This window comes from Haloferax sp. Atlit-6N (assembly GCF_003383195.1).
Taxonomy (GTDB): domain Archaea; phylum Halobacteriota; class Halobacteria; order Halobacteriales; family Haloferacaceae; genus Haloferax; species Haloferax gibbonsii.
In genome coordinates this window covers 887,475-909,048 of sequence record NZ_QEQJ01000001.1, presented here as the reverse complement: position 1 = coordinate 909,048, position 21,574 = coordinate 887,475, and the positions used below count along the sequence as shown (strand labels likewise).

Below are 21,574 nucleotides of genomic sequence, written 5' to 3'. Positions count from 1 at the left end.
CGGAGGGCTGAACCCCTGCGCCGTCGCTTCCGCGCCATTTTTCACGGCATCGCGCCCAAGAGAGAGCCATGTCTACCCTCCTCCCGTCCTTGGGTGCCGGCTTGGTGTTCGGGCTGGCCCTCGCCGCGCCGCCCGGCCCGATGAACGCCGTCATCGCCGAGGAGAGCGTCGTCCGCGGGTGGGCCGCGGGCGCTCGCGCCGGACTCGGCGCGATGAGCGCCGACGCGCTGTTTTTCGTCCTCGCGGCGCTCGGCCTCGTCGCGTTCGTCGAGCAGTTCCCGACGGTGCAGGCCGTCATGGTCGGTGCCGGGGGCGTCCTCATGCTCTACTTCGCCTACGGCGCGGCACAGGAGACGGACACCACGTTCCGCGAGGCCGCCGACCCCGACGAGGACAGCGCCGGCTTCACGAAGGCGTTCGTGCTCGCGCTGACGAACCCCTATCAGATTCTGTTCTGGCTCACCATCGGCGTCGGCCTGCTCGAAACCGGGACCGTCGACGTGCTCGCCCACACGCCCTATCTCGGCGCGTCGCTGTCGAATCTGCTCATCGTCGAGACGGGCAGCCCGGCGCTCATCCTCGGATTCTTCGGCGGTATCGCGCTCTGGGTGACCGGGTTCCCCGCGGCGCTCGTCGCGGCCGAACAGCGCGTCGACTCCTTCGCGCCCGCCGTCGCCGCCGTCAGCGCCGTCGTTCTCGGCGGCTTCGGCGTCGTCTTCATCTGGGACGCGGTGCGGTCGCTCGTGCTCTGACGCGCGGAAAAATGAGTTTCTGAGCCGCTACATGTCGCCGACGATGTCGTCGGCAATCGTGTTCAGGTAGTTGCTGTGGTCGTCGCCGACCTGCCCCTCCACGTCGTGGTCGGTGTAGTTCCCGGGCGGCGTGTCGCCGTCTTCGAGACCGGTCTCGCCGAGTGCCTGGTCGAACTCGATGGTGTTGTACACCCACTGGAGCACGTCGTCGGCCTCGTTGTAGTAGTTGTGAACGTGGCCGGTCCGGTCGCGGATGGCCTCGTAGGTGGCTCGCCCTTCTTCCTCCCCGGGGACCTCGTTGTCGGTCGCGGCCCCGAACGGGTGGACGGTCGCCACCTCGTGGCCCGGGTCGGTCCAATCGCTTCGGCCGTCGAGGGTTCGGAGCGCGCTGAAGACGACCTGCGCGCCGAGCGAGTGGCTGGCGAACCGGAGGGTCGCGCCCGGACAGGCCGCCTTGAGGTCGACGGCGAACTGCGCGAGTTTGCGGCCGTTCGCCTGGGCGATGTCCTGCGACTCGGACCAGCCGTAGTCCCAGCCGCCGCCCTTGTCGTTGTCCCACGTGTAGCCGACGACCGCCCCGCCGTAGCCGGCGGCGGAGAGTTCGGCGTCGGCCGTCGCTATCTTGTCGAGGGCGGCCGCCTCGGGGTCGTCGCCGTCCTTGTCCCAGCCGTGGACGAACACGGTCAGGTCGGAGGCGCACCCGGCGTCGACGCCGGGCACGTCGCCGGAGGTGTCGTAGCCGCGGGTGGTGTGACCGGACGCGAGCGAGCCGTCGTCGTCGAAGTGGTCGCGCGTCGAGACGTGCGGAACCGACGCGGCGGCCGCGGAACCGCTTCCGAGGGCCGCGAGTCCGGAGAGCGCTGCTGCTGTCGTTACGAGGAACTGCCGTCTGTGTGCCATGGGTTGTCTACCCGCGCGTCTGCGGGTGTCTTTCGTGCGAAGCGAAACGTGATAAATCAAACTACGGTTCGGTACGTTGAGATACTGTCCCACGAGGCGGCCCAAACCGGGTTACCGTGTCGCGCTCGGGGTGACAGACGGGGGGCCGTCCGGCCGCCGAGACGAGAAACACTATGAACCGCCGTGGCCGATTTCCGCGTATGTTCGACAAATCGACGTGGATAAAGCTGCCCCGGAGCGTCCTTCAGGGCCACGGCGTGCTCGACGACCTCTCGGCCGCGGTCGACGAGTTGTACCTCTCGGGCGAGCCGTTTCTCGTCACGAGTCCGTCGCCGAACCGCATCGCCGGCGACCGGGTCCGCGAGCAGTTCGACGGTATCTCCTCGGTCTCCTTGGACCGCGCGAGCTTCGAGTCGGTCGAGCGCGTCGTCGACGCGGCGCGCGAGGCCGACGCGGGCTACCTCATCGCCCTCGGCGGCGGCAAGCCCATCGACGTGGCGAAGATGGCCTCCGACCGCCTCGACTGCGGGTTCATCTCGGTCCCGACGGCGGCGAGCCACGACGGCATCGTCTCGGGTCGGTCCTCGATTCCCGAGGGCGACACCCGCCACTCGGTCGCCGCCGACCCGCCGCTCGCGGTCGTCGCCGACACGGAACTGCTCGCGGAGGCTCCGTGGGAGCTCACGACCGCCGGCTGCGCCGACATCATCTCGAACTACACCGCGGTCAAAGACTGGGAGCTGGCCCACCGCCTGAAGAACGTCGAGTACTCCGAGTACGCGGGCGCGCTCTCGCAGATGACCGCCGAGATGCTCGTCGGTAGCGCCGACTCCATCAAACCGGGGCTCGAAGAGTCCGCGTGGATCGTGACGAAGGCGCTCGTCTCCTCGGGCGTCGCCATGTCCATCGCCGGCTCCTCGCGGCCCGCGTCGGGCGCGGAGCACCTCTTTTCGCACCAGCTCGACCGCATCGCCCCCGGAAGCGCCCTCCACGGGCATCAGGTCGGCGTCGGCTCCATCATGACCGAGTACTTCCACAGCGGCGCGCGCGGCGAGTGGACCGACATCCGCGACGCCCTGTCGACGATGGGCGCGCCGACGACCGCGGACGAACTCGGCATCGACGACGAGACGATTATCGAGGCGCTCACGACCGCGCACGAGATTCGCGACCGCTACACGATTCTCGGCAACGGCGTGAGCGAGGAGGCGGCCATCGAGGCCGCGACCATCACCGGCGTCATCTAAGCCCACCTTTTTACGCCTCGGGTCGCGAGGCGACCACTCGGCGCAAAAACTTGGAGGGAAAAAGCCACGAGACTCGGCCTCCAGCCTCGCTCGTGGTACCGCGCTTTCGTGTCACACGACGTGGTGCTCTCGGGACTCCGTAACACGGGGTTCCGACCGAAGCAAGTCGACTTCGCACAGTCGTGGATTGAGTCGAGTCTTGGTGGTACCACTCTCAAACGCCGTCCGGAACCCGAAGACGGAATACGCCGTCTTCCCAAGCCCCGCCCATGGCAACTGCGAGCGCAGACAACCCCCTGAAGGAACACCCCGCGGCCGCGACCGCCGTCCTCTCGGTCGTCGGGTACGCCCTCGTCATCGGGACGTTCCTCGGCGTCGTCCCCGGCAGGGTCTTCCCCGACCTGTCGCTCCCACAGGTGAACCTCCTCTCCGACGCCATCGCCGTCGTGAACACGGTGAACGTCCTCGTCATCGCGGCGGGCTGGCGCTGGATTCGCCGCGACGAGGTCAAGAAGCACGCGGCCGCGATGGTCACGTCGTTCGGCCTCATCCTCGTCTTTCTGGTGATGTATCTCGCCAAAATCGGCGGCGGCGGCACCAAGGAGTTCGTCGGCCCCGCGTTCGCGTACTACCCGTATCTGGCGATGCTGGCGATTCACATCATCCTCTCTATCGTCTCGGTGCCGGTCGTCCTCTACGCGCTCATCCTCGGGATAACCCACTCCGAGCGCGAACTCCGGACCGAGACGCCCCACCGGAAGGTCGGCCGCATCGCGGCCGGCGCGTGGCTCGTCTCGCTCGCCCTCGGCGTCGTGACGTACCTGCTTCTCAACCACATCTACAGCTGGGAGTACACGGTCACCGCCGTCGAGTCCGCGGGCGCGCTCGTCGCACCCGCCGTCGGGCTCTGAGGCGCGTCGCCGGACCGCGCTCCGTTCTGTCGGCGCTCCGGCGGCCGCTCGTGTCGCGCCCTCGAAAACTGTGGATTTTTATTGCGCGGCGTAGTGGCGGCGAATATGCGAGTCGCGCTCGTCTCGATGTACACGACGCACCACGAGGAGACGGGAGCGACCAGACGGCTCCGACGGACGGCCGAACTCCTCGCCGAGCGCGACCACGAGGTGACGGTGCTCTGTGCGAAGTGGTGGGACGGCGAGGTCGTCGAGTTCAAACAAGACGGGGTGACCTATCACCGCGTGACCGACGCGCCCTCCGTCGGCGGCTTCGCCTCCCGCGTTCCCTTCGCCCTCCGCGAGGTTTCCCCCGACGTGATTCAGGTCGCGAGCTACCCGCCGTCGCACGTCGCGGCGGTCAAGACCGCGGCGCGGTTCCTCCGGACGCCGGTCGTCGCCGACTGGTGGACCCGCGACGACCGCGGCGGCTCGCGGGCCTACCGGCGGGCGGCGAAGGCCCCGAACGCCGTCTTGGTCCCCTCCGAGATGGTCCGCACGCAGGTCCGCGAACTCGGCGCGCCGGTCGACGCGACCCGTCTCGTCCCCGAGCCCATCAGCATGGACCTCGTCCGGAGCGCCGACGCCGAGGAGCGCGCGGACGTGGTGTACGCCCGCGACCTCGACGAGCACGCGAACGTCGAGAGCTTCCTCCTCGCGCTCGCGGAACTCCGCGACAAGGAGTGGTCCGCCGCCGTCATCGGCGACGGCCCGGAGCGCTCGACGGCCGAACAGACCGCCCGCGACCTCCGCATCGACGACCGCGTGGAGTTCCTCGGCGAACTCCCGGCTGACGAGGCGGTGCCCATCATGAAGGGCGCGCACGTCTTCGCGCAGACGGCGACGGTCGAGCCTTTCGCGACGAACCTGCTGTGGGCGCTCGCCTGCGGCTGTGTGTCCATCGTCGAGTATCAGGCTCGGTCGTCGGCCCACGAACTCGTCGAGGGCCGCGAGCGCGGGTCGCTCGTCACGAGTCCGCAGGAACTCGCGGACGAAATCGTCGCCGCCCGCAGGTACGACCACGAGACGGTCGACGACGACTTCGCGAGCTACGACTACCGGCGTGTCATCGAACAGTACGAGTCGGTGTACGAGACCGAGCGCGACGACTACGGCTTCTTCTGACTCGGCCACCGTGCCGGCGGCTGTCGCGGCGGCGACCGAACCCGAGCGAGTGCGGCCGCTCGTGACTGGTAAAAATCGAGAGGAGTGACGACCGCGTCAGTCCTGGACGTCGTAGTCGCCACCGTACTTCATGAAGAAGTACGCGAGGCCGAGCGTCGCGACCATCGCGAACGTCGTGGCCACGCCGAGGGACTTCGCGCTGTCGGGGACCTGCGGGAGGTTCGAACCGCCGCCACCGCCGGTGCTGACGGTCGGCACGTCGCTGCCGACGGCGACCGCGCCGAGCATGCCGAGCGCCTCGTGGGGCACGCAGTGGTACTTCGTGATGCCCGCGTCGCCCTCTTCGAAGGTGTATTCGTAGGTGCTTCCGGCCTCGGAGACGGCCGAGCCGGAGTCGAGCGACGCGCCCTCGCTCGCGACGACGTTGTGGCCGCCGCCCTCGCCGGTCCACTCCCACGTCACGGTCGTTCCGGTGTCTATCCAGACGCCGGCGGGCGCGAACGCGAGTGCGCCGCCGTTACCTTCCGCGCCCACTTCGATGGTGACCTCGCTCTGGCCGCGGAGGTCTTCGTAACCCCCGTCGATGCCGTCGAGGTGGCCACCGAAGTCTGGTTCTTCCGTCTGCGCCGCGGCCGTGCCGGAAGTGGCGGCGACCGCCGCGCCGCCAGCGGCCGCCCCGAGGAACGCCCGCCGAGACATATCCACGTTGCCGTCGGTCATGTCCGCCGCTTGGTGTGGGCCTGTAGTGAATACTTTGGTTCTCGTCCGCCGGTCGGGGGTGCCGCGCCTCGATATAGGGGGCGCCCCGCGGTATCGGCCGCGCCGCCGGGGGGTCGCCTACAGCGTGTAGTCGAACTCGCCCGTCTCGCTCTCCAGGAAGGCCGTCAGGAGGTCGATGTAAGCGACCACGTCGTCCTCGTGGACGCTCTCGGTGACGGTGTGGAGGTAGCGCGTCGGCATCGAAATCGCGCCGACGGGCTTCGCGCCGTAGCTGTTCTGGAAGCCGCCGGTGTCGGTGCCGCCCGCGGGGAGCAGTTCCAGCTGGTAGGCGATGTCGTTGTCCTCGGCCACGCTGCGGAGGCGACGGTGGACCTTCGGGTTGGCGATGGCGCTGGAGTCCTTGAGCTTGATGCCCGCGCCCTCGCCGAGTTTCGTGACGTGGTCTGCGGGGTCGAATCCGGGCACGTCGTTGGCGACGGTGGTGTCGAGGCCGAGCGCGAGGTCGGGGTCGAGGTCGACGCCGAGCGCCTGCGCGCCGCGGAGGCCGACTTCCTCCTGGACCGTCGCGGCGAAGTGGACCGTCACCTCGGGGTTCTCGATGCGCCGGGCGGCCTCCAGCATGGCGAACAGGCAGACGCGGTCGTCGATGGCCTTGCCCGTCACGTGGTTCCCCATGCGGACGGTCGTCTGCTCCATCGTCACGAGGTCGCCGACGGAGACGGTCTCCTCGACGGTCTCTGCGGGGAGGCCGAGGTCGACGTACACGTCCTCGACTTTCGGCTCTTTCTGCTTCTGTTCTTCAGTCAGCGTGTGCGGGGGGACCGAACCGATGACGCCGGTGCGGTCCTCGTCTTCGGTGTGAACCGTCACGCGCTGGGCTTTCAGGACGCGGGGGTCCCAGCCGCCGAGGGCGTCGAGCTGCAGGAAGCCCTCGTCGTTGACGTGACGGACCATGAAGCCGATTTCGTCCATGTGGGCGGCGACGGCGACCTCGTAGTCGCCTTCGCCCTCGATGGTGCCGACGACGTTGCCCATCGCGTCGACCCGGACGGAGTCGGTCGTCGCTTCGAGGTCCTCGCGGACGAGCGCGCGGATTCGGTCCTCGTAGCCGGGGACACCGCTGGTCTCGGTGAGTTGCTTCAGGCGGTCGAAGTCGAAGTCCATGCGAGTGCATGAATTGCCGTTGTAGATAAGTCCATCAGTCCCGGGCGAGCGTGCCGACACTCGGCGGGCCGCCGCGCCGTCTCGCAAAGAACTCTAAATATATTTATTATTGTTCCGGAACCCTTTTCCACCTCTCTACGTAGGTACACGGTATGTCCGACACCGAAGCTCAGCTCCGCGAGCAGTTCATGGACGCCTTCGCGAACGCCGATTTCCCCGTGAAGAACCAGATGTCTCTCGTCCCCGCGCTCCCGAACGGTCCGGGCACGAAGTTCAAGGCCGACGACGTGACCATCACGGCGATGGAGCTGGCCGCGAAGCTCGGCAAGCACCAGGACTTCCCGTACGAGGACGCCGAGAGCCTCGTCGACGACATCATCGCCGGCCTCAAGGCCGAAGACATGATCTGAGTTCGGTCGTCGCGTGACCGAGACGAAACGCGCGCTCTGGGACCGCTTCGTCGACCGCTTCGTCGACGCCGCGGACCCGATTTCACTTTTCGAGACCGCCGCCGACGGGACCGTCGAGACCATCGCGTACGGCCGTTCCGGCCGGCGGACGCTCCGCCGCGGCGAGCGCATGGAGCGCCGACTCCGCGAGGCCGGCGGCCGCGTCGTCGCCGACTACGACCGACGCGAGGGCCGCTACGAGGGGCTCGTCTACATGATGTACACCCTCGACGGCGACGAGGTGGTCCCCCGGTACCTCGGCAAGTGCGGGAAGTTCGGCGCGTCCGGCACCGACCTCAACAGCAACCTCAAGAACGTCGACACGAACGACGGAAAGCTCGCGCGCTGGGGCTACGGGAACTACTACCACGTCGGCGACCTCTCGTCGGCGGTCTTCCGCGGCGACGGGCCGGGGAAGTACGACCGCTGGGTGGACGCGCTGTTCGCCTCGACAGACCCGCCGCGGCTCCGCGAACCGGTCTACTTCTGGGTCGAACCGTGGGCGGTCGGCACCGAGGGGCCGTACCCCGACACGCGGCCGTACCTCGAAGAACTGGAGTACCAACTCATCGGCATCGCCTTCGAACTGTACCCGGAGCGCCTGCTCAACACCGAGGGCGTGCCGACGAACCCCGAGGCCTACGCGAAGATGCGCGGGTGGACCGACCGCGAGGACGCGCGGCTTTCGGACTTCTGACACCCAAACCGATTTCTCGTCGCCGGGGCAATTCGAGGTATGCGAACGTACGACATCGAGCGCTACCTGAACATCAGGAGCGCCTACGGCGCCTCGTTCTCGGCCGACGGCGAGCGCCTGTCGTTCCTCATGGACACGACGGGCGTCCCGCAGGTCTGGACGGTCGATTCGCCCGGCGCGTGGCCCGAACAGCGGACGTTCTACGAGGAACGCGTCACCTTCGCCTCGTGGTCGCCCGAGCGCCCCGAACTCGCCTTCGGCATGGACAAAGGCGGCAACGAGCGCGCGCAGTTGTTCCGACTCGAACCCGACACCGGCGTCATCGAGAACCTGACCGAACACCCGGACGCCAAGCACCGCTGGGGCGGCTGGAGCCACGACGGCGAGCGGTTCGCGTTCACCTCGAACCGCCGCGACAACGCCGTCTTCGACGTGTACGTGCAGGCCCGCGACGCGAGCGGCACCGACGCCGAACTCGTCCACGAGGGCGACGGCTGGCTCACCGTCGGCGGATGGTCGCCCGACGACTCGAAGCTCATCGTCCAAGAGGCGTACTCGAACTTCGACCAGGACGTGTCGGTCCTCGACCTCGCCACGGGCGAGCTGACCCACCTCACGCCGCATCAGGGGACGGTCCGCTTCCAGAGCCCCGAGTGGGGGCCCGACGGAGAGAACGTCTACATGGTGACCGACCGCGGGAGCGACACGCTGGAACTCGTCCGCTACGAACTCGCCTCCGGGGAGTTCACGACCGTCGACACCGGCGGCGACCACGAACTGGACGGCATCAGCATCGACCGCGAGTCGCGTCGGCTCGTCTACTCCCGGAACGTCGAGGGGTACACGGAACTCACCTTCGGCGAACTCACCGCGCCCGACCGCATCGACGTGCTCCCCCAACCCGACCTGCCGAACGGTGTCGCCGGCGGCGTCTCGTTCTCCCCGGACGGCGAGCGCGCCGCGGTCACCGTCACCGCCAGCGCCGACACCGCGAACGTCTACGTGGTCGAGTTGGCCACGGGCGACGCCGAGCGATGGACGCTCGCGGCGACGGCGGGCATCCCGCGGGACACGTTCGTTCCGCCCGAGCTCGTCCGGTATCCGACGTTCGACGGCCGCGACATCCCGGCGTTCTTCACGCTCCCCGAGGAGTCGCCGGAGGGCGAGACGCCCGTCATCGTGGACATCCACGGCGGGCCGGAGTCCCAGCGTAGACCGTCGTTCTCGGCGGTCAAGCAGTACTTCCTCTCGCGGGGCTACGCCTACTTCGAGCCGAACGTCCGCGGCTCCGCGGGCTACGGGAAGGCGTACGGCCACCTCGACGACGTCGAAAAGCGGATGGACTCCGTCGCGGACATCGAAGCCGCCGTCGAGTGGCTCCACGACCACCCGGCTGTCGACCCCGACAAAATCGTCGCCATGGGCGGCTCGTACGGCGGGTTCATGGTGCTCGCGGCGATGACCGAGTACCCGGACCTGTGGGCCGCCGGCGTCGACATCGTCGGCATCGCCAACTTCGTGACGTTCCTCGAAAACACGGGCGACTGGCGGCGCGAACTCCGCGAGGCCGAGTACGGGTCGCTCGAAGACGACCGCGAGTTCCTCGAATCCATCTCGCCCATCAACAACGTCGAGAAGATTCGCGCGCCGCTTTTCGTCCTCCACGGCGAGAACGACCCGCGGGTGCCGGTCAGCGAGGCCCACCAACTCGTCGAGGAGGCGAGGGAACACGCCCACGTCCGCGAACTCATCTTCGACGACGAGGGCCACGGCTTTTCCAAACTGGAGAACCGCATCGAGGCGTACTCCCAGATAGCCGACTTCCTCGACGAGTACGTCCGGAGCGCGCCCGCCGCGGACGACTGAATCGGACCTGCCTTATTTTCCGTTAGAGTCAAAGCGCGGGACATCGAATCCCCGTCTATGAGCGCGGACTCCGAACAGCGAACGATCCGGTGTCTCATCGCGAAGGTGGGACTGGACGGCCACGACCGCGGTGCACACGTCATCTCTCGCGCCTTCCGCGACGCGGGCTTCGAAGTCATCTACTCCGGACTGCATCGCGCTCCGGACGAGATTATTCAGGCGACGGTCCAAGAGGACGTGGACGTACTGGGCATCTCTATCCTCTCCGGCGCGCACAACACGCTCGTCCCGAAGGTGATGGCCGGCCTCGAAGAGTACGGCGCGCTCGACGACACGCTCGTCATCGTCGGCGGCATCATCCCCGAAGAAGACCGGCCGAGACTCCTCGAACAGGGCGTCGACGCCATCTTCGGTCCCGGCACGCCGATGCAGGAGACCATCGACTTCGTGAAGGAAAACGCGCCCGAGCGAGCGTGACGATGAGCCGGGCGGTCGAATCCGACCTCGTCGAGCGACTCCTCGACGGCGAGCACCGAGCGCTCGCGCGGGCCATCACGAAAATCGAGTCGCAGTCGCCGGGCTACCGGGACATCGTCTCGGAACTCCACGCCCACACGGGCGACGCCTCCGTCGTCGGCATCACGGGCAGTCCCGGTGCCGGCAAGTCGACGCTCGTCGACAAGCTTGCGAAGCACTACCGCGACCAGGGAGAAACGGTCGGCGTCATCGCCGTGGACCCCTCCTCGCCGTACACCGGCGGGGCCGTCCTCGGCGACCGCATCCGCATGGCCTCGAACGTCGGCGACATGGACGTGTTCTTCCGGTCGATGAGCGCCCGCGGCCAGCTCGGCGGCCTCTCGACCGCCACCGCGGACGCCGTGAAGGCGCTCGACGCCTTCGGGAAAGACCGCATCATCATCGAGACGGTCGGCGCGGGGCAAAACGAGGTGGACGTGGTGAAGACCGCGGACACGGTCGTCGTCCTCGTCCAACCCGGCAGCGGCGACGACGTGCAGATGCTCAAGGCGGGCATCCTCGAAATCGGCGACCTGTTCGTCGTCAACAAGGCCGACATGGAGGGCGCGTCGCGCACCGTCGCCGAGCTACAGGAGATGATTCACCTCCGCGACGACCCGCGGGCGAACCTCGACACCGGCCACCACGGGGCCGAGGCGTTCGACGACGCCGGTCACGGACACGGCGGGCACGCGGACGCGAGCGATGCCGAGACCGACGCCGACGCCGAGGGCGAACCCTCCGACGCCGACGAACCGCCCGTCTGGACGCCGCAGGTCCTCGAAACCGTCGCCACGACCGGCGAGGGAATCGACGAGTTGGTCGAGACGCTGGACGACCACCGCGACTACCTCGACGCCTCCGGCGAGTTGGCGGAGAAGGCCCGCAAGCGCGCGGGAGAAGAGATTCGCCAGCTCCTCCGAAGCGACGTGAACCGGCTCCTCGAAGCCGAGCTCGACCGCCGCGGCGGAGTCGACGCGTTCGCCGAGGCGGTCGTCGAAAAGGAGACGGACCCCTACGCGGTCGCCGAAGACGTGCTCGAACCGCTTCGGGAGTGTCTGGACGACCGAGACGACTGACGCCGAGCGCCGGGCCGACGTTCCCGCCGCCCGCGACCCCGCCACGGGCGGGCGAATTAAGGCCACCGCGCACCATCTACGTGACATGAAACTCCGACGAGCCATCGGACTGGCCGCAGCGGGCGTCGGTCTCGCCGCCGCGACCAACGCCGCCCTCTCGAAACGCGTGGGTCCCCTCGAACCGCCGCTCTCCGGAAACCACGGGACGTACCGCTGGCGCGGCATGGACGTCTCGTACGTCGAAGCCGGCGACGAGGACGACCCGACGCTCGTCTTCCTCCACGGCATCAACGCCGCGGGGTCGTCCGGCGAGTTCCGCGAGGTGTTTTCGACCCTCGCCGAGGACTACCACGTCGTCGCGCCCGACCTCCCCGGATTCGGGCTTTCGGACCGGCCGGCGCTGTACTACTCGCCCGCGCTCTACGAGGACTTCGTCGGCGACTTCCTCGCCGAGTACGACGACCCCGCGGTCGTCGCCTCGTCGCTCACCGCGGCCTACGCCGTCGCCGCCGCGGAGCGAGACGACGTGTCGGTCTCGCGGTTCGTCCTCGTCTGTCCCACGTCGCGCGGCGGCCCGGACCCCAAGGAGTGGCTCCGCGAACTCGTCCGCGCGCCGGTCGTCGGCGAGGCGCTGTTCAACGTCGTCGCCTCCCGGCCGTCGATTCGCTACTTCAACGCCGACCACGGCTACTACGACCCCGAGAAGGCGGGCGAGGAGTGGCAGGAGTACGAGTGGCGCACCGCCCACCAGGAGGGCGCGCGCTTCGCGCCGGCGTCGTTCATCTCCGGCTACCTCAACACCGACGTCGACCTCGGCGAGGCGCTGTCGGCTCTCGACGTCCCGACGACGCTCGTCTGGGGCCGCGAGAGCGACATCACGCCGCTGAAGCGGGGCCGCGACCTCGCGGACGCCGCGGACTGCACGCTCGTCGTCTTCGACGACGCGATGTTGCTCCCGCACGTCGAGTTCCCGAACGCCTTCGTCGACACCGTCCGCGACGCCCTCGACTGAACGGGGCCGAAGCAGCGGCCGCGGCCGCGACCACGAGCCGAACCGACCCAACCCGACCCAACCCCCTGAACTGAACCGATGTTCGACTCCCTGTCGCTGTTCTCGCTGTTCCTGTACGGAGCTATCGCGCTCCTCGCGGCCGGCTTCTGGGCGTGGCTCCTCGGTTCGTACGTCTTCGGCTGGCGCTCGCCGCTGGAGGCCGTCGAGGCGCGCGAGAAATAACGTGCGACGAGTGTGGCGCTACTCGCTCGCGGGCCGGAACACGAGCAACCGCTCGTCAGTCGTCGCGTTCGTGGCCACGTCTACCGAGACGGTCGTTCCGAGGTCGACCTCGTCGGCGGGGAGGTCGCGGACGACGCCCGTGAGTTTGACGGGGCCGAACGACGCGATGGCCGTCACGTAGGGCGCTTCGTCTGCGAAGTTCGGCGCGGGGACGTGCACCTCGGTGAAGGTGAGTACCTCGCCCGTCTCCGGGAGCGGTTCCGCCGTCAACTCGGCCGCGCCGCAGTGCGGACAGGAGCGCCGCGGCGGGAGCGAACCGTGACCGTCCGGACACGCGAGGTAGTAGCCCTCGCCGTCGGCGATTGCGGCCAGCCACTCGTCGTAGCCGGTGTCGCTCATCGGTCCACCTCCAAGACGTGGACGACCGCGCTGGCGACGGTTCCGCCCGCGTTGTGGGTGACGCCGACCCGAGCGTCCGGGACGGCGTCGCTGTTGCCGTGGTCGCCGCGCAGGAGCTTCGTCATCTCGACGATTTGGGCGGTCCCCGTCGCGCCGACGGGGTGGCCCTTCGCCTTGAGGCCGCCCGAGAGGTTCACCGGGAGGTCGCCGTCGCGGGTCGTCTCGCCGCGGGCGGCCGCGCCGACTCCCTCGCCGTGGTCGTAGAGGCCGAGCGATTCGAGCGCGAGCACCTCGGCGATGGTAAAGCAGTCGTGGACCTCGGCCACGTCCACGTCGTCGGGGCCGATGCCGGCGTCCGCGTAGGCCGCGTCGGCGGCTTTCGTCGCGGCGGGCGTCCGCGCGAGGTGGGGTCTGTCTTGGAGCGCGGCCTTGTCGCCGCCCTGCCCCGACCCGGTGACGGAGACGGGCGCGTCGAGGCCGCGTCGCTCGGCGTAGTCGTCGCTGACGAGGACGACCGCGCTCGCGCCGTCGGTGATGGGGCAGGCGTCGTAGAGGGTGAGCGGGTCGGCGACGACGGGGCTTTCGAGCGCGTCGTCGACGGTGATTTCGCGGTGGAACTGCGCGTAGTCGTTGTGCATCGCGTTGGCGTGGTTCTTCACCGCGATGTGCGCGAGGTCCTCGCTGTCGCCGCCGAAGGCGTCGAAGTACGCGCGAGCCATGAGCGCGTACGCGCCCGGGAACGTGACGCCCGCGCGGACCTCGAACAGTTCGTCCGCGGCGATGGCGAGCGACTGGGTCACCTCGGCGGTCCCGAGGTTGTTCATGCGCTCCATGCCGCCGGCGAGGACCACGTCGGCCGCGCCGCTCCGAATCGCGGCGACGGCCTGTCGGAAGGCGACGCCCGCGGAGGCGCAGGCCTGCTCGTAGCGGGTCGCGGGGCAGTCGAGGCCGGCGGCCTCGGCCATGACCGGCCCCTGGTGGCCCTGCTTCTCGGCGAGTTCGCCCATGAAGTTGCCGTAGAAGATTTCCTCGTAGTCGTCGCGGGAGACGCCGGCGTCCTCGCGGGCGGCGAGGGCGGCCTCCGCGAACAGGTCGCGACCGGTTCGCTCGGGGTGACTGCCGAACTTCGTCAGTCCGACCCCGGCGATTCGCACGTCAGTCATGAATGAACGTACGTGATAGATGGTCCTTGAACCTGCCGTTCGCCCGTGGTCCTCCTCCCGCGGTTCGCTCCCGTTTTCCCGCCGTCGCGGGCGCGGCGACTCGAACCGGGAACCTTGTCGGTGTCGGTCGATTTCGCGCCGAGTCTGACGCCCGTTTTCGACCCATCGCAACGGTTACCACGGCCCCGCGAGACGGTCCACTATGAGTGACTGGATAGGCGACACGTTCACCAGCGAGGTCGGCTGGAACCACCTGGAGACGCTCGTCGACATCGGCAACCGGATGACTGGCTCGCCCGGCGAGCGCGAGGCGATGGAGGCGACCCGAGACGCCCTCGAACGCGTCGGCGCGCGCAACGCTCGCATCGACCCGTTCGAGATTCAAGGCTGGGAGCGCGGCGACAGCGCCCTCTACGCCGCAGACACCACGCAGGACTGCATCGCGCTCCCGCGCAGCCCCGCCGGAACAGCGAGCGGCGAGCTGGTCGACCTCGGCTACGGGCTGCCCGAGGACTTCGACCGCGACCTCTCGGGGAAGGTCGTCGTCGTCTCCACGACGGTCCCCGACCACTACGACCGCTTCATCCACCGCCGCGAGAAGTACTACTACGCCGTCGAGGCCGGCGCGGCCGCGTTCGTCTTCGCCAACCACGTCCCCGGCCAACTCCCGCCCACGGGGAGCGTCGGCACCGCCGAAGCGCCCATCGGCGACATCCCCGCCGTCGGCGTGAGCAAGGAGGTCGGCGCGCGCCTCCGTCGCCGGTTCGACGGCGACGAGGTGACCGTCGACGTGACCTGCGAGACGCCCGCGGCCGAAAGCGGGAACGTCCACGCCGAACTCGGCCCCGACACCGACGAGGAGGTGCTCGTCACGAGCCACCTCGACGCCCACGATATCGCCGAGGGCGCGATGGACAACGGCGCGGGCACCGCGATGGTGGTCGAGGTCGCCCGCGCGCTCGCCGCCCGCGAGGACGAACTCGACACGCGCGTCCGCTTCGTCTGCTTCGGCGCGGAGGAAGTCGGGCTCGTCGGCTCCGACTACGAGGCCGACCGCCTCGGCGACGACCGGGCGAACGTGAAGGCCATCGTCAACAACGACGGCGTCGTCGCTGGGCGGACGCTCAAGCTCACGACCCATGGCTTCGACGAGCTCGAAGCCGCCGCCGACGCCGTCGCAGAGCGGTTCGACCACGATATTTCGACGCTTCCCGAACAGCTCCCCCACAGCGACCACTGGCCGTTCGTCGCCCGCGGCGTCCCGGCGTACATGGTCGGCAGCGAAAAGGAGGGCCGCGGCCGCGGGTGGGGCCACACCCACGCCGACACCATCGAGAAACTGGAATCGCGGACGCTCCGCGAGCAGGCGATTCTCCTGACGGAACTGACCGTCGAACTCGCCGACGCCGACCGCGAGATTCCCCACGCCGACCCGGCGGACATCGCGGCGGCGCTGGAAGCCGAAGACCAGGCCGAGGGGATGAAAGTCACCGGCGACTGGCCGTTCTGAGGCGGTCGGCGACGCGCCCGTCCCGCTCGGGTCGCGCCGGACCTCGCGCAACCGAACCACGAGGGCTTTTATTCGCGGCGGCGTAGCACGGGACGATGCTACGGGGGCTCGCCGCGGGTGGACGACGATGAGATTCGGTATCGTCGGTGACGACTCGGTCGCCACCGCCGTCAGAGCGGCCGGTGCGTCGGTCGAACCGACGTCGGCCGAGGCGGACGCCGTCGTCGCGGTCGGCGAGTCGGCGCTCTCGACGGTCGCGCTCGGCTCCGAGTGGTCGTGTCCGGTCGTCCCCGTCGACTGCGGCGCGCCGTGGTCGACCCCGCGGCGCGGACTCGAATCGCGGCTGTCCGCGGTCGCGGCGGGTGACGGTCGAGTCGTCGACCACCCGACGCTCTCGCTCCGCGTCGGCGGGGACCCCGCGACCCGCGCGCTCCTCGACGCGATGCTCGTTACGAGCGAACCGGCGCACATCTCCGAGTACGGCGTCGCCCGCGCGGAGGCCGCGGTCCCCTTCTCGTCGGACCCGACCGACGAGTCGCGCGCGGCGGCGCGCTGGACGCCGGTCGACGAGTTCCGCGCCGACGGCGTCGTCGTCGCCACGCCGCTCGGGAGTTCCGGCTACGCGCGCGCCGCGGGCGGCGCGGTCGTCGGTCCGGCCGCCGGGCTCGCCGTCGTCCCCGTCTCACCGTACGCGACGCAGACGGACTCGTGGGTCCTCCAACCGCCCGTCCGGCTGTCGGTCGAACGCGACGACGCGCCCGTGTCCCTCGTCGCCGACGACGAGGTCGTCCGGGAAGTTCTCCCGTCCGAGTCGGTGGTCATCGACCGCGACGGGAGCGTTCCGCTCCTCGTCGAGTGAGCGCCTCGCTCGGCCGTGATTCAGACACCGAGCGGCGGCGCTCGGCGCGGCGAAAATACGTGTTCCTCGTGAGCGGTGCGAGCGTGACGACGCGGAGAAGAGTGCGTCGCGGAGTTAGACGATGAGGTTCCAGTAGTCCGCGACGAGGAAGAAGAGGCTCTGGAACGCCGCGTACAGGAGCACGAGCGTCGCGGCGACGAGCGAGCCGTTCGGGCGTTCGAGCGGCTTGTCGGTGCGGGCTTCGACCTTACGCGCTTCGAACTCGAAGAAGTCGGTGACGAACATCCCGACGACCAGCACGGTCAGCACCATGCCGCCGTGCGGCTCGACGAGCAGGTAGAGGAACGAGGTCAGGACGAGCGCACCCGAACTAATCGAGTGCGGGAGGTACCGGGAGACTGCCTCCTCTCCACCCTCCTTGGCCTGTCGGACGTGCGACCGGTGACCGAGGAAGCGCGTCGCGAAGTTCGCAAGCACGAGCACGAGCGCCACGTGCGGGACGACCGGTTCGACCGCCGCCAACTGGTCGAGCGGGACGAGGAACTGTAGTGGGTGCATACAGGACCGTCGGAGCGAGACTCATTAGAGTTTTTCCAATCCGACGCGGGAGCGGCGGGGAGGGCGACCGCTATTGTGGGGGGTTCTTCGTCGACTCGAAGCGAGATGAGAGGAGAACGGAGCGCGGTGTCGGCTTACTGCGCGTTGCGGCGCTCTTCGAGCGCGGACATAATCTGGTGACCCGCCGGGATGAGCACCCAGAAGGTGAGCGCGCCGAGAAGCGCGAACCAGAGGAACACGTCCATCAGGGTGACGGCGATGATGTTGAACAGTCCCTCGGTCGCGCCGGACGACAGCGGCTCGATGAGCTGTTGTGTGCTCTCGAAACTGCTCGTCCGGTACCACGACGCGAGCACCAGCCACGCGAGTCCGGACCCGGTCAGGATACCCAGACCCTTGATGAATTCGTCAGCCATTGTTCGAGTCTTCGCCGGAGTCCTCTTGAGACTTTCCCATTCCTTGGGCGCGAAATCGGGTGCCGAGCGTGTAGACGACCGCGCCGAACGCGATGATGCCGAGTCCGAAGACCGCGAGGGCCGTGCTCAGTAGGCCGTCCGCGACGCCGATTCCGAGCGCGCCGAGCGCGCCCGCGATGACCGCGCGGAGCGCGCTCACTTGCAGCGTCGCGGCGTCGAGGAAGACGAAGCCGAGAACCACGCTGACGACGGCGATGAGCGTTGAGAAGACGGTGATAGTCTTGTAGAGCCGCATGGGAACGACGATGTCGCGCCGGCCGCGGCGTCCCCGCCGCGTCTCGTCGGCGTCGCCGGTTCGACCGGTTGCGTCGCTGTCTGTCATCAGTGACGCTAAGAAGGGACGGTTGGTAGTGGTTCCGCTCTATTTCGGCGGGCGAAGCCGGTAGTAGCGGCGGTTGAGGTTGTACATGTACCCCTCGCGCATCGTCTTCAGCACCGCGTAGGTGATGGTCCCGAAGACGAACGGGAGCAGGAACGTCAGGTCGAACAGCAGGTCGACGTTCATCGGCATGAGGTTCTTGATGGCCAGAAGCGAGATGGTCATCGCGAACACCACGCCGAAGACGCCGACAGCGGACCAGAACGGCTGCTCGACGGGTCGCCGGGCCGAGCCCTTGTTGAGGAAGGGCACGATGGCGATGAAGCCGACGACGACGCCGTTCGCCAGCACGCCGTAGGTACGGTCGGCCATCAGCTTCTGTCCGCCGAGGATGGCCAGCTCGGGGTTCAGCGGGTTGAGCTTGAGCAGGCCGAACGACCAGTAGAGGTACCAGTCGGGCAGGATAATCGCCGGGGTGCTCGACGGATTCGCGGGGTTGCCGATGTGCGGCGGCATGGTCGCCGAGAGGAACAGAATCATCCCGACGAAGAACGACGCAATCGAGAGGTTACGGACGGTCTCGTGGGGCCACGTGGGGAACGCCAAGACGTCGCGTTCGACGTAGTCGGACTCCGTGCGAAGGTCCTGGTCTTCACGACGTGCGCGCTCGAAGTACTCGTAGGTGAGCCGGGAGAGCCCCGTCTTGCGAGCCTTGCGCTCGCTCCACGTGGGCGTCTCGTCGTCCGGGGCCACGATGCCCGCGCCGTCGGATCGAATCTCCTCGTTTTCGGGTTCGTTGTCGCTCATGATTGTCACCTCAGTGCGGCTCCGCGATGCCCTGCACCCACACGATGCCGATGTGGATCGCGATGAGCGTCGTCACGACGAACGGGAGCAGGAACACGTGGATGATGTACATGCGCTGTAGCGTCGACTGGCTCAGCGAGAAGCCGCCGAACAGGAGCTGTGCGACCCACTCACCGGCGAGCGGGACCGACAGCGACATCTCGACGCCGATCTGCCCCGCCCAGTAGGCTAGCTGGTCCCACGGGAGGAGGTATCCGGTGTACCCGAACACCATCGTCAGGCTGATCAGGACGATGCCGAGAAGCCAGTTCAGCTCGCGGGGTTCCTTGTACGACCCCGTGAAATAGACACGGAGCATGTGCAGGAACACGGCCGCGACCATGACCTGCGCCGCCCAGCGGTGGACGGAGCGGAGCATGAAGCCGAACTGCAGGTCGCGCATGATGAATTCGATACTGCTGTAGGCCGTCGTGGGGTCACCGGTCGTCGCCGGGGAGTAGTAGAACCCGAGAAGGGCACCACTTATCGCCGCGACGACGTACGCGAGCGTCGAGAACAAGCCGAGCGTGTACAGGGGGTACCAGTACCAGAACTTGTTGTCGAGGTTGTACTGCTCGGTGTGGCTCTTCGGCATCTGGAGGTTGACTCGGTAGTAGAGCGTCTCCAGAAGTTCCAGATAATCGACGATGCGGAGTCGCTTATCCAGCCAGATGAGCGTGGTGAGGAAGGTGGCCTCGACCGGGGTGAGGTCCTTCTTTTTCATCCAGGCCTTGTGGTCGTAGTCGTCTTTGCGTTCGAGACTCATGGTTTATCGCTTGTAGTAGGGGTACACCGCGCGTTTGACCTGTTCCCACGCGTCGTCGCTGCTGAAGGTGACACCGTCGACGTCCTCCTCGCGGACGTAGAGGTCTTCCCACTTGCGACGCCGCTTTTTCACGATCATCACGTCGGGGAGGAACTCCTTGCGGTACAGCGCGAGGATGAACGCGAGGTCCACGAAGATGACGGCGAGGACGCCGCCGAGGAACATGTTCCCCGTGTCCGTCAGGCCCCACCCGGAGACGAAGCCGTAGGTGAAGAGGAACACGAACACGACCTCGATAATCGTCAGGAGGACGATTGCGATGGCCGCTGCGGTGCTCTCGCGCGCCGGTTCGTATCGGTGAATATCGCCGTATGTGCTGCCGGTCGAAGACATTATTCGCCACCTCCGGTGTTACCCGTATTTGGGGACTCGCCGTACTTCAAGATGAAGAACGTGTAGATGATGGTGACGAGGATGCCCAGAATCGTCGCCGAGCCGACCCAGTGGGCCTGAATCGGGACGCCGAGTTCGTGCAGTTCCTTCTCGCCGCCACCGCCGGTGCTGATAGTCGCCACGTCGTCGCCGACGGCGACCGCGCCGAGCATGCCGAGCGCCTCGTGGGGCACGCAGTGGTACTTCGTGATGCCACCGTTCTCGAACGTGAACTCGTAGGTCGTTCCGGCCTCGGAGACGGACGCGCCGGAGTCGAGCGACGCGCCCTCGCTCGCGACGACGTTGTGGCCGCCGCCTTCGCCGGTCCACTCCCACGTCACGGTCGTGCCGGGGTCGATCCAGATGCCAGCCGGTCCGAACGCAAGGTTACCTCCGTTGCCGGACGCGCCGACCTCGATGGTGACTTCGCTCTGACCGCGGAGGTCTTCGTAGCCTCCGTCGATGCCGTCGAGGTAGCCACCGAAGTCGGGTTGAACCTGCGCTCCACCGCCGCCTTCCTGCGCAGCAGCGGTCCCGGCGGCAGCGGTCGCGGCGGCTGTCGCACCGCCAGCCGTTCGGAGAAACTCCCGCCTTTTCATACGGTCGTTCGTCAGGATGGGACGCGCTTAAACCCACCGACTATGCCGTCACGGAGGGTGTTTGCGAGGTGAGCGCGCGCCGGTCTCAGCCCTCAGAACTGAGGGCGTCTCCCTCGGGGGCCTCGACCAAGGACGCGACGTTCTCGTCCCCGTCGAACGTCGGGACGAACTCGGGGCGCGACCCGCCTTCGAGACCCATGACGCGGAGCCTGTCTCGGTACTCCTCGGCGCGGAAGCGGTCCGAGAGCCGGGCGTTCGCCACGACGACGAAGAGGAAAAAGCCGATGACGAGAAAGCCCAGGCCGGCCAGCGGCGCGATAATCGAATCGAGGTCGGGGAGGACGAGCCACGCGCCGATGAGCGCGAACCCGCCGAGTAGCTGCCCGAACGCGACGATTTGGAGCATTCGGTTGCCGAAGTCGCCGGTCCCCTGTGCGACCTCTTCGGGTTCGGGGAGCCTGACGGTCTCGGGCGCGTCGTTCACCTCGAAGTCCTCCATCGAACAGAGCGCGACGGTCGGTTTCACGTCGCGGAGGACGGTCCCTTCGCCCTCGACGCTCCCGTCCGGGTAGACGACGGCGTAGCCCTCGTCGGAGTACGCGAGAATCCGTGGCTCGCCGTTTTCCGTCACGCGTTCGAGGACGGCGAACACTTCGCGAATCGCGACGCGGTAGCGGAGTTCCTGTTCGACGCGGTCGAGCAACTCCTCGCCGACGACCCACGAGTCGGGGTCGAACGCGGCGTCCCACTCTTCGGGGGTCATCTTCGCCATGTCGGCCGGGCCGAAGTTCTCGAAGTCGTACTTGGCTTCGACCTCCTCGCGGAGGGCCGCGAGCTCCGCGTCGGACATCGCGGCGTCGGCGTCCGCGTCCGGTGACGAGCCGTCGTCGGCCGGGGCGGAAGACGAGTCTGACATCGCCACGGAGTAGGGTCCACGCCGGTAAACGT

26 protein-coding genes are annotated in these 21,574 nt (G+C 68.1%); 13 read left to right on the top strand and 13 right to left on the bottom strand.

Going from position 1 to position 21,574, the window contains the following annotated elements; genetic code table 11:
- The first annotated feature begins 104 nt into the window (after nt 1–104).
- The gene (locus DEQ92_RS04670; RefSeq protein WP_115820678.1) at nt 105–752 is read left to right on the top strand and encodes a LysE family translocator; all 648 of its coding nucleotides are present in this window, start codon (nt 105–107) and stop codon (nt 750–752) included.
- A 27-nt stretch (nt 753–779) separates the two neighbouring features.
- Here DEQ92_RS04670 and DEQ92_RS04665 read toward each other — a convergent pair whose 3' ends face one another.
- Complete coding sequence (locus DEQ92_RS04665) at nt 780–1,652, bottom strand: alpha/beta hydrolase (protein WP_004972615.1); 873 nt, start codon at nt 1,650–1,652, stop codon at nt 780–782.
- A gap of 200 nt (nt 1,653–1,852) precedes the next feature.
- On the opposite strand from DEQ92_RS04665, the gene DEQ92_RS04660 reads away from it, so the two are divergent.
- The 3 genes from DEQ92_RS04660 (at nt 1,853) to DEQ92_RS04650 (ending at nt 4,974) form a co-directional block, all read left to right on the top strand.
- A complete protein-coding gene (locus DEQ92_RS04660; protein ID WP_004972614.1) occupies nt 1,853–2,899 on the top strand; it encodes an NAD(P)-dependent glycerol-1-phosphate dehydrogenase in 1,047 nt (348 codons plus the stop codon).
- A 269-nt stretch (nt 2,900–3,168) separates the two neighbouring features.
- On the top strand, nt 3,169–3,810 hold the full coding sequence (locus DEQ92_RS04655) for a DUF420 domain-containing protein (RefSeq protein ID WP_050458781.1): 642 nt from the start codon (nt 3,169–3,171) through the stop codon (nt 3,808–3,810).
- A gap of 105 nt (nt 3,811–3,915) precedes the next feature.
- The gene (locus tag DEQ92_RS04650) at nt 3,916–4,974 is read left to right on the top strand and encodes a glycosyltransferase family 4 protein (RefSeq protein WP_004972612.1); all 1,059 of its coding nucleotides are present in this window, start codon (nt 3,916–3,918) and stop codon (nt 4,972–4,974) included.
- A gap of 96 nt (nt 4,975–5,070) precedes the next feature.
- Here the strand turns inward: DEQ92_RS04650 and DEQ92_RS04645 are convergent, their stop codons facing one another.
- Nucleotides 5,071–5,694, bottom strand: a complete 624-nt coding sequence (locus DEQ92_RS04645; RefSeq protein ID WP_004972609.1) for a halocyanin domain-containing protein — start codon at nt 5,692–5,694, stop codon at nt 5,071–5,073.
- Nucleotides 5,695–5,811: 117 nt separating this feature from the next.
- On the bottom strand, nt 5,812–6,858 hold the full coding sequence (locus DEQ92_RS04640) for a M42 family metallopeptidase (RefSeq protein WP_004972608.1): 1,047 nt from the start codon (nt 6,856–6,858) through the stop codon (nt 5,812–5,814).
- Between the two features lie 152 nt (nt 6,859–7,010).
- Here DEQ92_RS04640 and DEQ92_RS04635 point away from each other — a divergent pair, with 152 nt between their 5' ends.
- From DEQ92_RS04635 to DEQ92_RS23745, 7 genes are all read left to right on the top strand, one after another.
- Nucleotides 7,011–7,268 (top strand): MTH865 family protein, encoded by a 258-nt coding sequence (locus DEQ92_RS04635; RefSeq protein ID WP_004972607.1) that lies wholly within the window; start codon nt 7,011–7,013, stop codon nt 7,266–7,268.
- A 13-nt stretch (nt 7,269–7,281) separates the two neighbouring features.
- Complete coding sequence (locus tag DEQ92_RS04630; RefSeq protein WP_115804641.1) at nt 7,282–8,004, top strand: hypothetical protein; 723 nt, start codon at nt 7,282–7,284, stop codon at nt 8,002–8,004.
- Between the two features lie 39 nt (nt 8,005–8,043).
- Nucleotides 8,044–9,870 carry a S9 family peptidase gene (locus DEQ92_RS04625; RefSeq protein ID WP_004972604.1) on the top strand — a complete coding sequence of 609 codons (1,827 nt, stop codon included), beginning with the start codon at nt 8,044–8,046 and terminating at the stop codon, nt 9,868–9,870.
- Nucleotides 9,871–9,927: 57 nt separating this feature from the next.
- Complete coding sequence (locus DEQ92_RS04620; RefSeq protein WP_004972603.1) at nt 9,928–10,347, top strand: cobalamin B12-binding domain-containing protein; 420 nt, start codon at nt 9,928–9,930, stop codon at nt 10,345–10,347.
- 2 nt (nt 10,348–10,349) lie between these two features.
- A complete protein-coding gene (gene meaB / locus DEQ92_RS04615) occupies nt 10,350–11,465 on the top strand; it encodes a methylmalonyl Co-A mutase-associated GTPase MeaB (RefSeq protein ID WP_049904946.1) in 1,116 nt (371 codons plus the stop codon).
- A gap of 85 nt (nt 11,466–11,550) precedes the next feature.
- On the top strand, nt 11,551–12,477 hold the full coding sequence (locus DEQ92_RS04610) for an alpha/beta fold hydrolase (protein WP_004972601.1): 927 nt from the start codon (nt 11,551–11,553) through the stop codon (nt 12,475–12,477).
- A 78-nt stretch (nt 12,478–12,555) separates the two neighbouring features.
- Nucleotides 12,556–12,699, top strand: coding sequence for a hypothetical protein (locus DEQ92_RS23745; RefSeq protein ID WP_199522894.1), 144 nt, complete (start codon nt 12,556–12,558; stop codon nt 12,697–12,699).
- 18 nt (nt 12,700–12,717) lie between these two features.
- Here DEQ92_RS23745 and DEQ92_RS04605 read toward each other — a convergent pair whose 3' ends face one another.
- Both DEQ92_RS04605 and DEQ92_RS04600 read right to left on the bottom strand, forming a co-directional pair.
- Nucleotides 12,718–13,098 (bottom strand): Zn-ribbon domain-containing OB-fold protein, encoded by a 381-nt coding sequence (locus DEQ92_RS04605; RefSeq protein WP_115804644.1) that lies wholly within the window; start codon nt 13,096–13,098, stop codon nt 12,718–12,720.
- Nucleotides 13,095–14,261 (bottom strand): thiolase domain-containing protein, encoded by a 1,167-nt coding sequence (locus tag DEQ92_RS04600; protein ID WP_004972597.1) that lies wholly within the window; start codon nt 14,259–14,261, stop codon nt 13,095–13,097. Before DEQ92_RS04600 ends, DEQ92_RS04605 begins: the two co-directional genes overlap by 4 nt.
- 202 nt (nt 14,262–14,463) lie before the next feature.
- Here DEQ92_RS04600 and DEQ92_RS04595 point away from each other — a divergent pair, with 202 nt between their 5' ends.
- Together DEQ92_RS04595 and DEQ92_RS04590 are read left to right on the top strand one after the other, a co-directional pair.
- A complete protein-coding gene (locus tag DEQ92_RS04595; RefSeq protein WP_004972595.1) occupies nt 14,464–15,771 on the top strand; it encodes a M28 family peptidase in 1,308 nt (435 codons plus the stop codon).
- Between the two features lie 127 nt (nt 15,772–15,898).
- A complete protein-coding gene (locus tag DEQ92_RS04590; RefSeq protein ID WP_115820472.1) occupies nt 15,899–16,630 on the top strand; it encodes an NAD(+)/NADH kinase in 732 nt (243 codons plus the stop codon).
- 114 nt (nt 16,631–16,744) lie between these two features.
- On the opposite strand, the gene DEQ92_RS04585 is transcribed toward DEQ92_RS04590, so the two are convergent.
- From DEQ92_RS04585 to DEQ92_RS04550, 8 genes are all read right to left on the bottom strand, one after another.
- Nucleotides 16,745–17,188, bottom strand: coding sequence for a hypothetical protein (locus tag DEQ92_RS04585; RefSeq protein ID WP_004972593.1), 444 nt, complete (start codon nt 17,186–17,188; stop codon nt 16,745–16,747).
- A gap of 134 nt (nt 17,189–17,322) precedes the next feature.
- Nucleotides 17,323–17,604 (bottom strand): hypothetical protein, encoded by a 282-nt coding sequence (locus tag DEQ92_RS04580; RefSeq protein ID WP_004972591.1) that lies wholly within the window; start codon nt 17,602–17,604, stop codon nt 17,323–17,325.
- Nucleotides 17,597–17,986, bottom strand: coding sequence for a hypothetical protein (locus DEQ92_RS04575; RefSeq protein ID WP_004972590.1), 390 nt, complete (start codon nt 17,984–17,986; stop codon nt 17,597–17,599). Before DEQ92_RS04575 ends, DEQ92_RS04580 begins: the two co-directional genes overlap by 8 nt.
- Before the next feature lie 39 nt (nt 17,987–18,025).
- Nucleotides 18,026–18,790 (bottom strand): cytochrome bc complex cytochrome b subunit, encoded by a 765-nt coding sequence (locus DEQ92_RS04570; protein WP_004972588.1) that lies wholly within the window; start codon nt 18,788–18,790, stop codon nt 18,026–18,028.
- Between the two features lie 10 nt (nt 18,791–18,800).
- The gene (locus DEQ92_RS04565; RefSeq protein ID WP_004972586.1) at nt 18,801–19,595 is read right to left on the bottom strand and encodes a cytochrome bc complex cytochrome b subunit; all 795 of its coding nucleotides are present in this window, start codon (nt 19,593–19,595) and stop codon (nt 18,801–18,803) included.
- 3 nt (nt 19,596–19,598) lie between these two features.
- Nucleotides 19,599–19,988 carry a hypothetical protein gene (locus DEQ92_RS04560; RefSeq protein WP_004971171.1) on the bottom strand — a complete coding sequence of 130 codons (390 nt, stop codon included), beginning with the start codon at nt 19,986–19,988 and terminating at the stop codon, nt 19,599–19,601.
- Nucleotides 19,988–20,626 carry a halocyanin domain-containing protein gene (locus tag DEQ92_RS04555; protein ID WP_004972585.1) on the bottom strand — a complete coding sequence of 213 codons (639 nt, stop codon included), beginning with the start codon at nt 20,624–20,626 and terminating at the stop codon, nt 19,988–19,990. Before DEQ92_RS04555 ends, DEQ92_RS04560 begins: the two co-directional genes overlap by 1 nt.
- Nucleotides 20,627–20,711: 85 nt before the next feature.
- Nucleotides 20,712–21,542, bottom strand: coding sequence for a hypothetical protein (locus DEQ92_RS04550; protein ID WP_049904945.1), 831 nt, complete (start codon nt 21,540–21,542; stop codon nt 20,712–20,714).
- Nucleotides 21,543–21,574 lie beyond the last annotated feature (32 nt).

Coding starts and splice junctions, on each gene's coding strand:
- DEQ92_RS04665 (WP_004972615.1), bottom strand. CDS start 1,652: ATGGCACACAGACGGCAGTTCCTCGTAACGACAGCAGCAGCGCTCTCC.
- DEQ92_RS04660 (WP_004972614.1), top strand. CDS start 1,853: ATGTTCGACAAATCGACGTGGATAAAGCTGCCCCGGAGCGTCCTTCAG.
- DEQ92_RS04655 (WP_050458781.1), top strand. CDS start 3,169: ATGGCAACTGCGAGCGCAGACAACCCCCTGAAGGAACACCCCGCGGCC.
- DEQ92_RS04650 (WP_004972612.1), top strand. CDS start 3,916: ATGCGAGTCGCGCTCGTCTCGATGTACACGACGCACCACGAGGAGACG.
- DEQ92_RS04645 (WP_004972609.1), bottom strand. CDS start 5,694: ATGACCGACGGCAACGTGGATATGTCTCGGCGGGCGTTCCTCGGGGCG.
- DEQ92_RS04640 (WP_004972608.1), bottom strand. CDS start 6,858: ATGGACTTCGACTTCGACCGCCTGAAGCAACTCACCGAGACCAGCGGT.
- DEQ92_RS04635 (WP_004972607.1), top strand. CDS start 7,011: ATGTCCGACACCGAAGCTCAGCTCCGCGAGCAGTTCATGGACGCCTTC.
- DEQ92_RS04625 (WP_004972604.1), top strand. CDS start 8,044: ATGCGAACGTACGACATCGAGCGCTACCTGAACATCAGGAGCGCCTAC.
- DEQ92_RS04620 (WP_004972603.1), top strand. CDS start 9,928: ATGAGCGCGGACTCCGAACAGCGAACGATCCGGTGTCTCATCGCGAAG.
- meaB (WP_049904946.1), top strand. CDS start 10,350: ATGAGCCGGGCGGTCGAATCCGACCTCGTCGAGCGACTCCTCGACGGC.
- DEQ92_RS04610 (WP_004972601.1), top strand. CDS start 11,551: ATGAAACTCCGACGAGCCATCGGACTGGCCGCAGCGGGCGTCGGTCTC.
- DEQ92_RS23745 (WP_199522894.1), top strand. CDS start 12,556: ATGTTCGACTCCCTGTCGCTGTTCTCGCTGTTCCTGTACGGAGCTATC.
- DEQ92_RS04605 (WP_115804644.1), bottom strand. CDS start 13,098: ATGAGCGACACCGGCTACGACGAGTGGCTGGCCGCAATCGCCGACGGC.
- DEQ92_RS04600 (WP_004972597.1), bottom strand. CDS start 14,261: ATGACTGACGTGCGAATCGCCGGGGTCGGACTGACGAAGTTCGGCAGT.
- DEQ92_RS04595 (WP_004972595.1), top strand. CDS start 14,464: ATGAGTGACTGGATAGGCGACACGTTCACCAGCGAGGTCGGCTGGAAC.
- DEQ92_RS04590 (WP_115820472.1), top strand. CDS start 15,899: ATGAGATTCGGTATCGTCGGTGACGACTCGGTCGCCACCGCCGTCAGA.
- DEQ92_RS04585 (WP_004972593.1), bottom strand. CDS start 17,188: ATGCACCCACTACAGTTCCTCGTCCCGCTCGACCAGTTGGCGGCGGTC.
- DEQ92_RS04580 (WP_004972591.1), bottom strand. CDS start 17,604: ATGGCTGACGAATTCATCAAGGGTCTGGGTATCCTGACCGGGTCCGGA.
- DEQ92_RS04575 (WP_004972590.1), bottom strand. CDS start 17,986: ATGACAGACAGCGACGCAACCGGTCGAACCGGCGACGCCGACGAGACG.
- DEQ92_RS04570 (WP_004972588.1), bottom strand. CDS start 18,790: ATGAGCGACAACGAACCCGAAAACGAGGAGATTCGATCCGACGGCGCG.
- DEQ92_RS04565 (WP_004972586.1), bottom strand. CDS start 19,595: ATGAGTCTCGAACGCAAAGACGACTACGACCACAAGGCCTGGATGAAA.
- DEQ92_RS04560 (WP_004971171.1), bottom strand. CDS start 19,988: ATGTCTTCGACCGGCAGCACATACGGCGATATTCACCGATACGAACCG.
- DEQ92_RS04555 (WP_004972585.1), bottom strand. CDS start 20,626: ATGAAAAGGCGGGAGTTTCTCCGAACGGCTGGCGGTGCGACAGCCGCC.
- DEQ92_RS04550 (WP_049904945.1), bottom strand. CDS start 21,542: ATGTCAGACTCGTCTTCCGCCCCGGCCGACGACGGCTCGTCACCGGAC.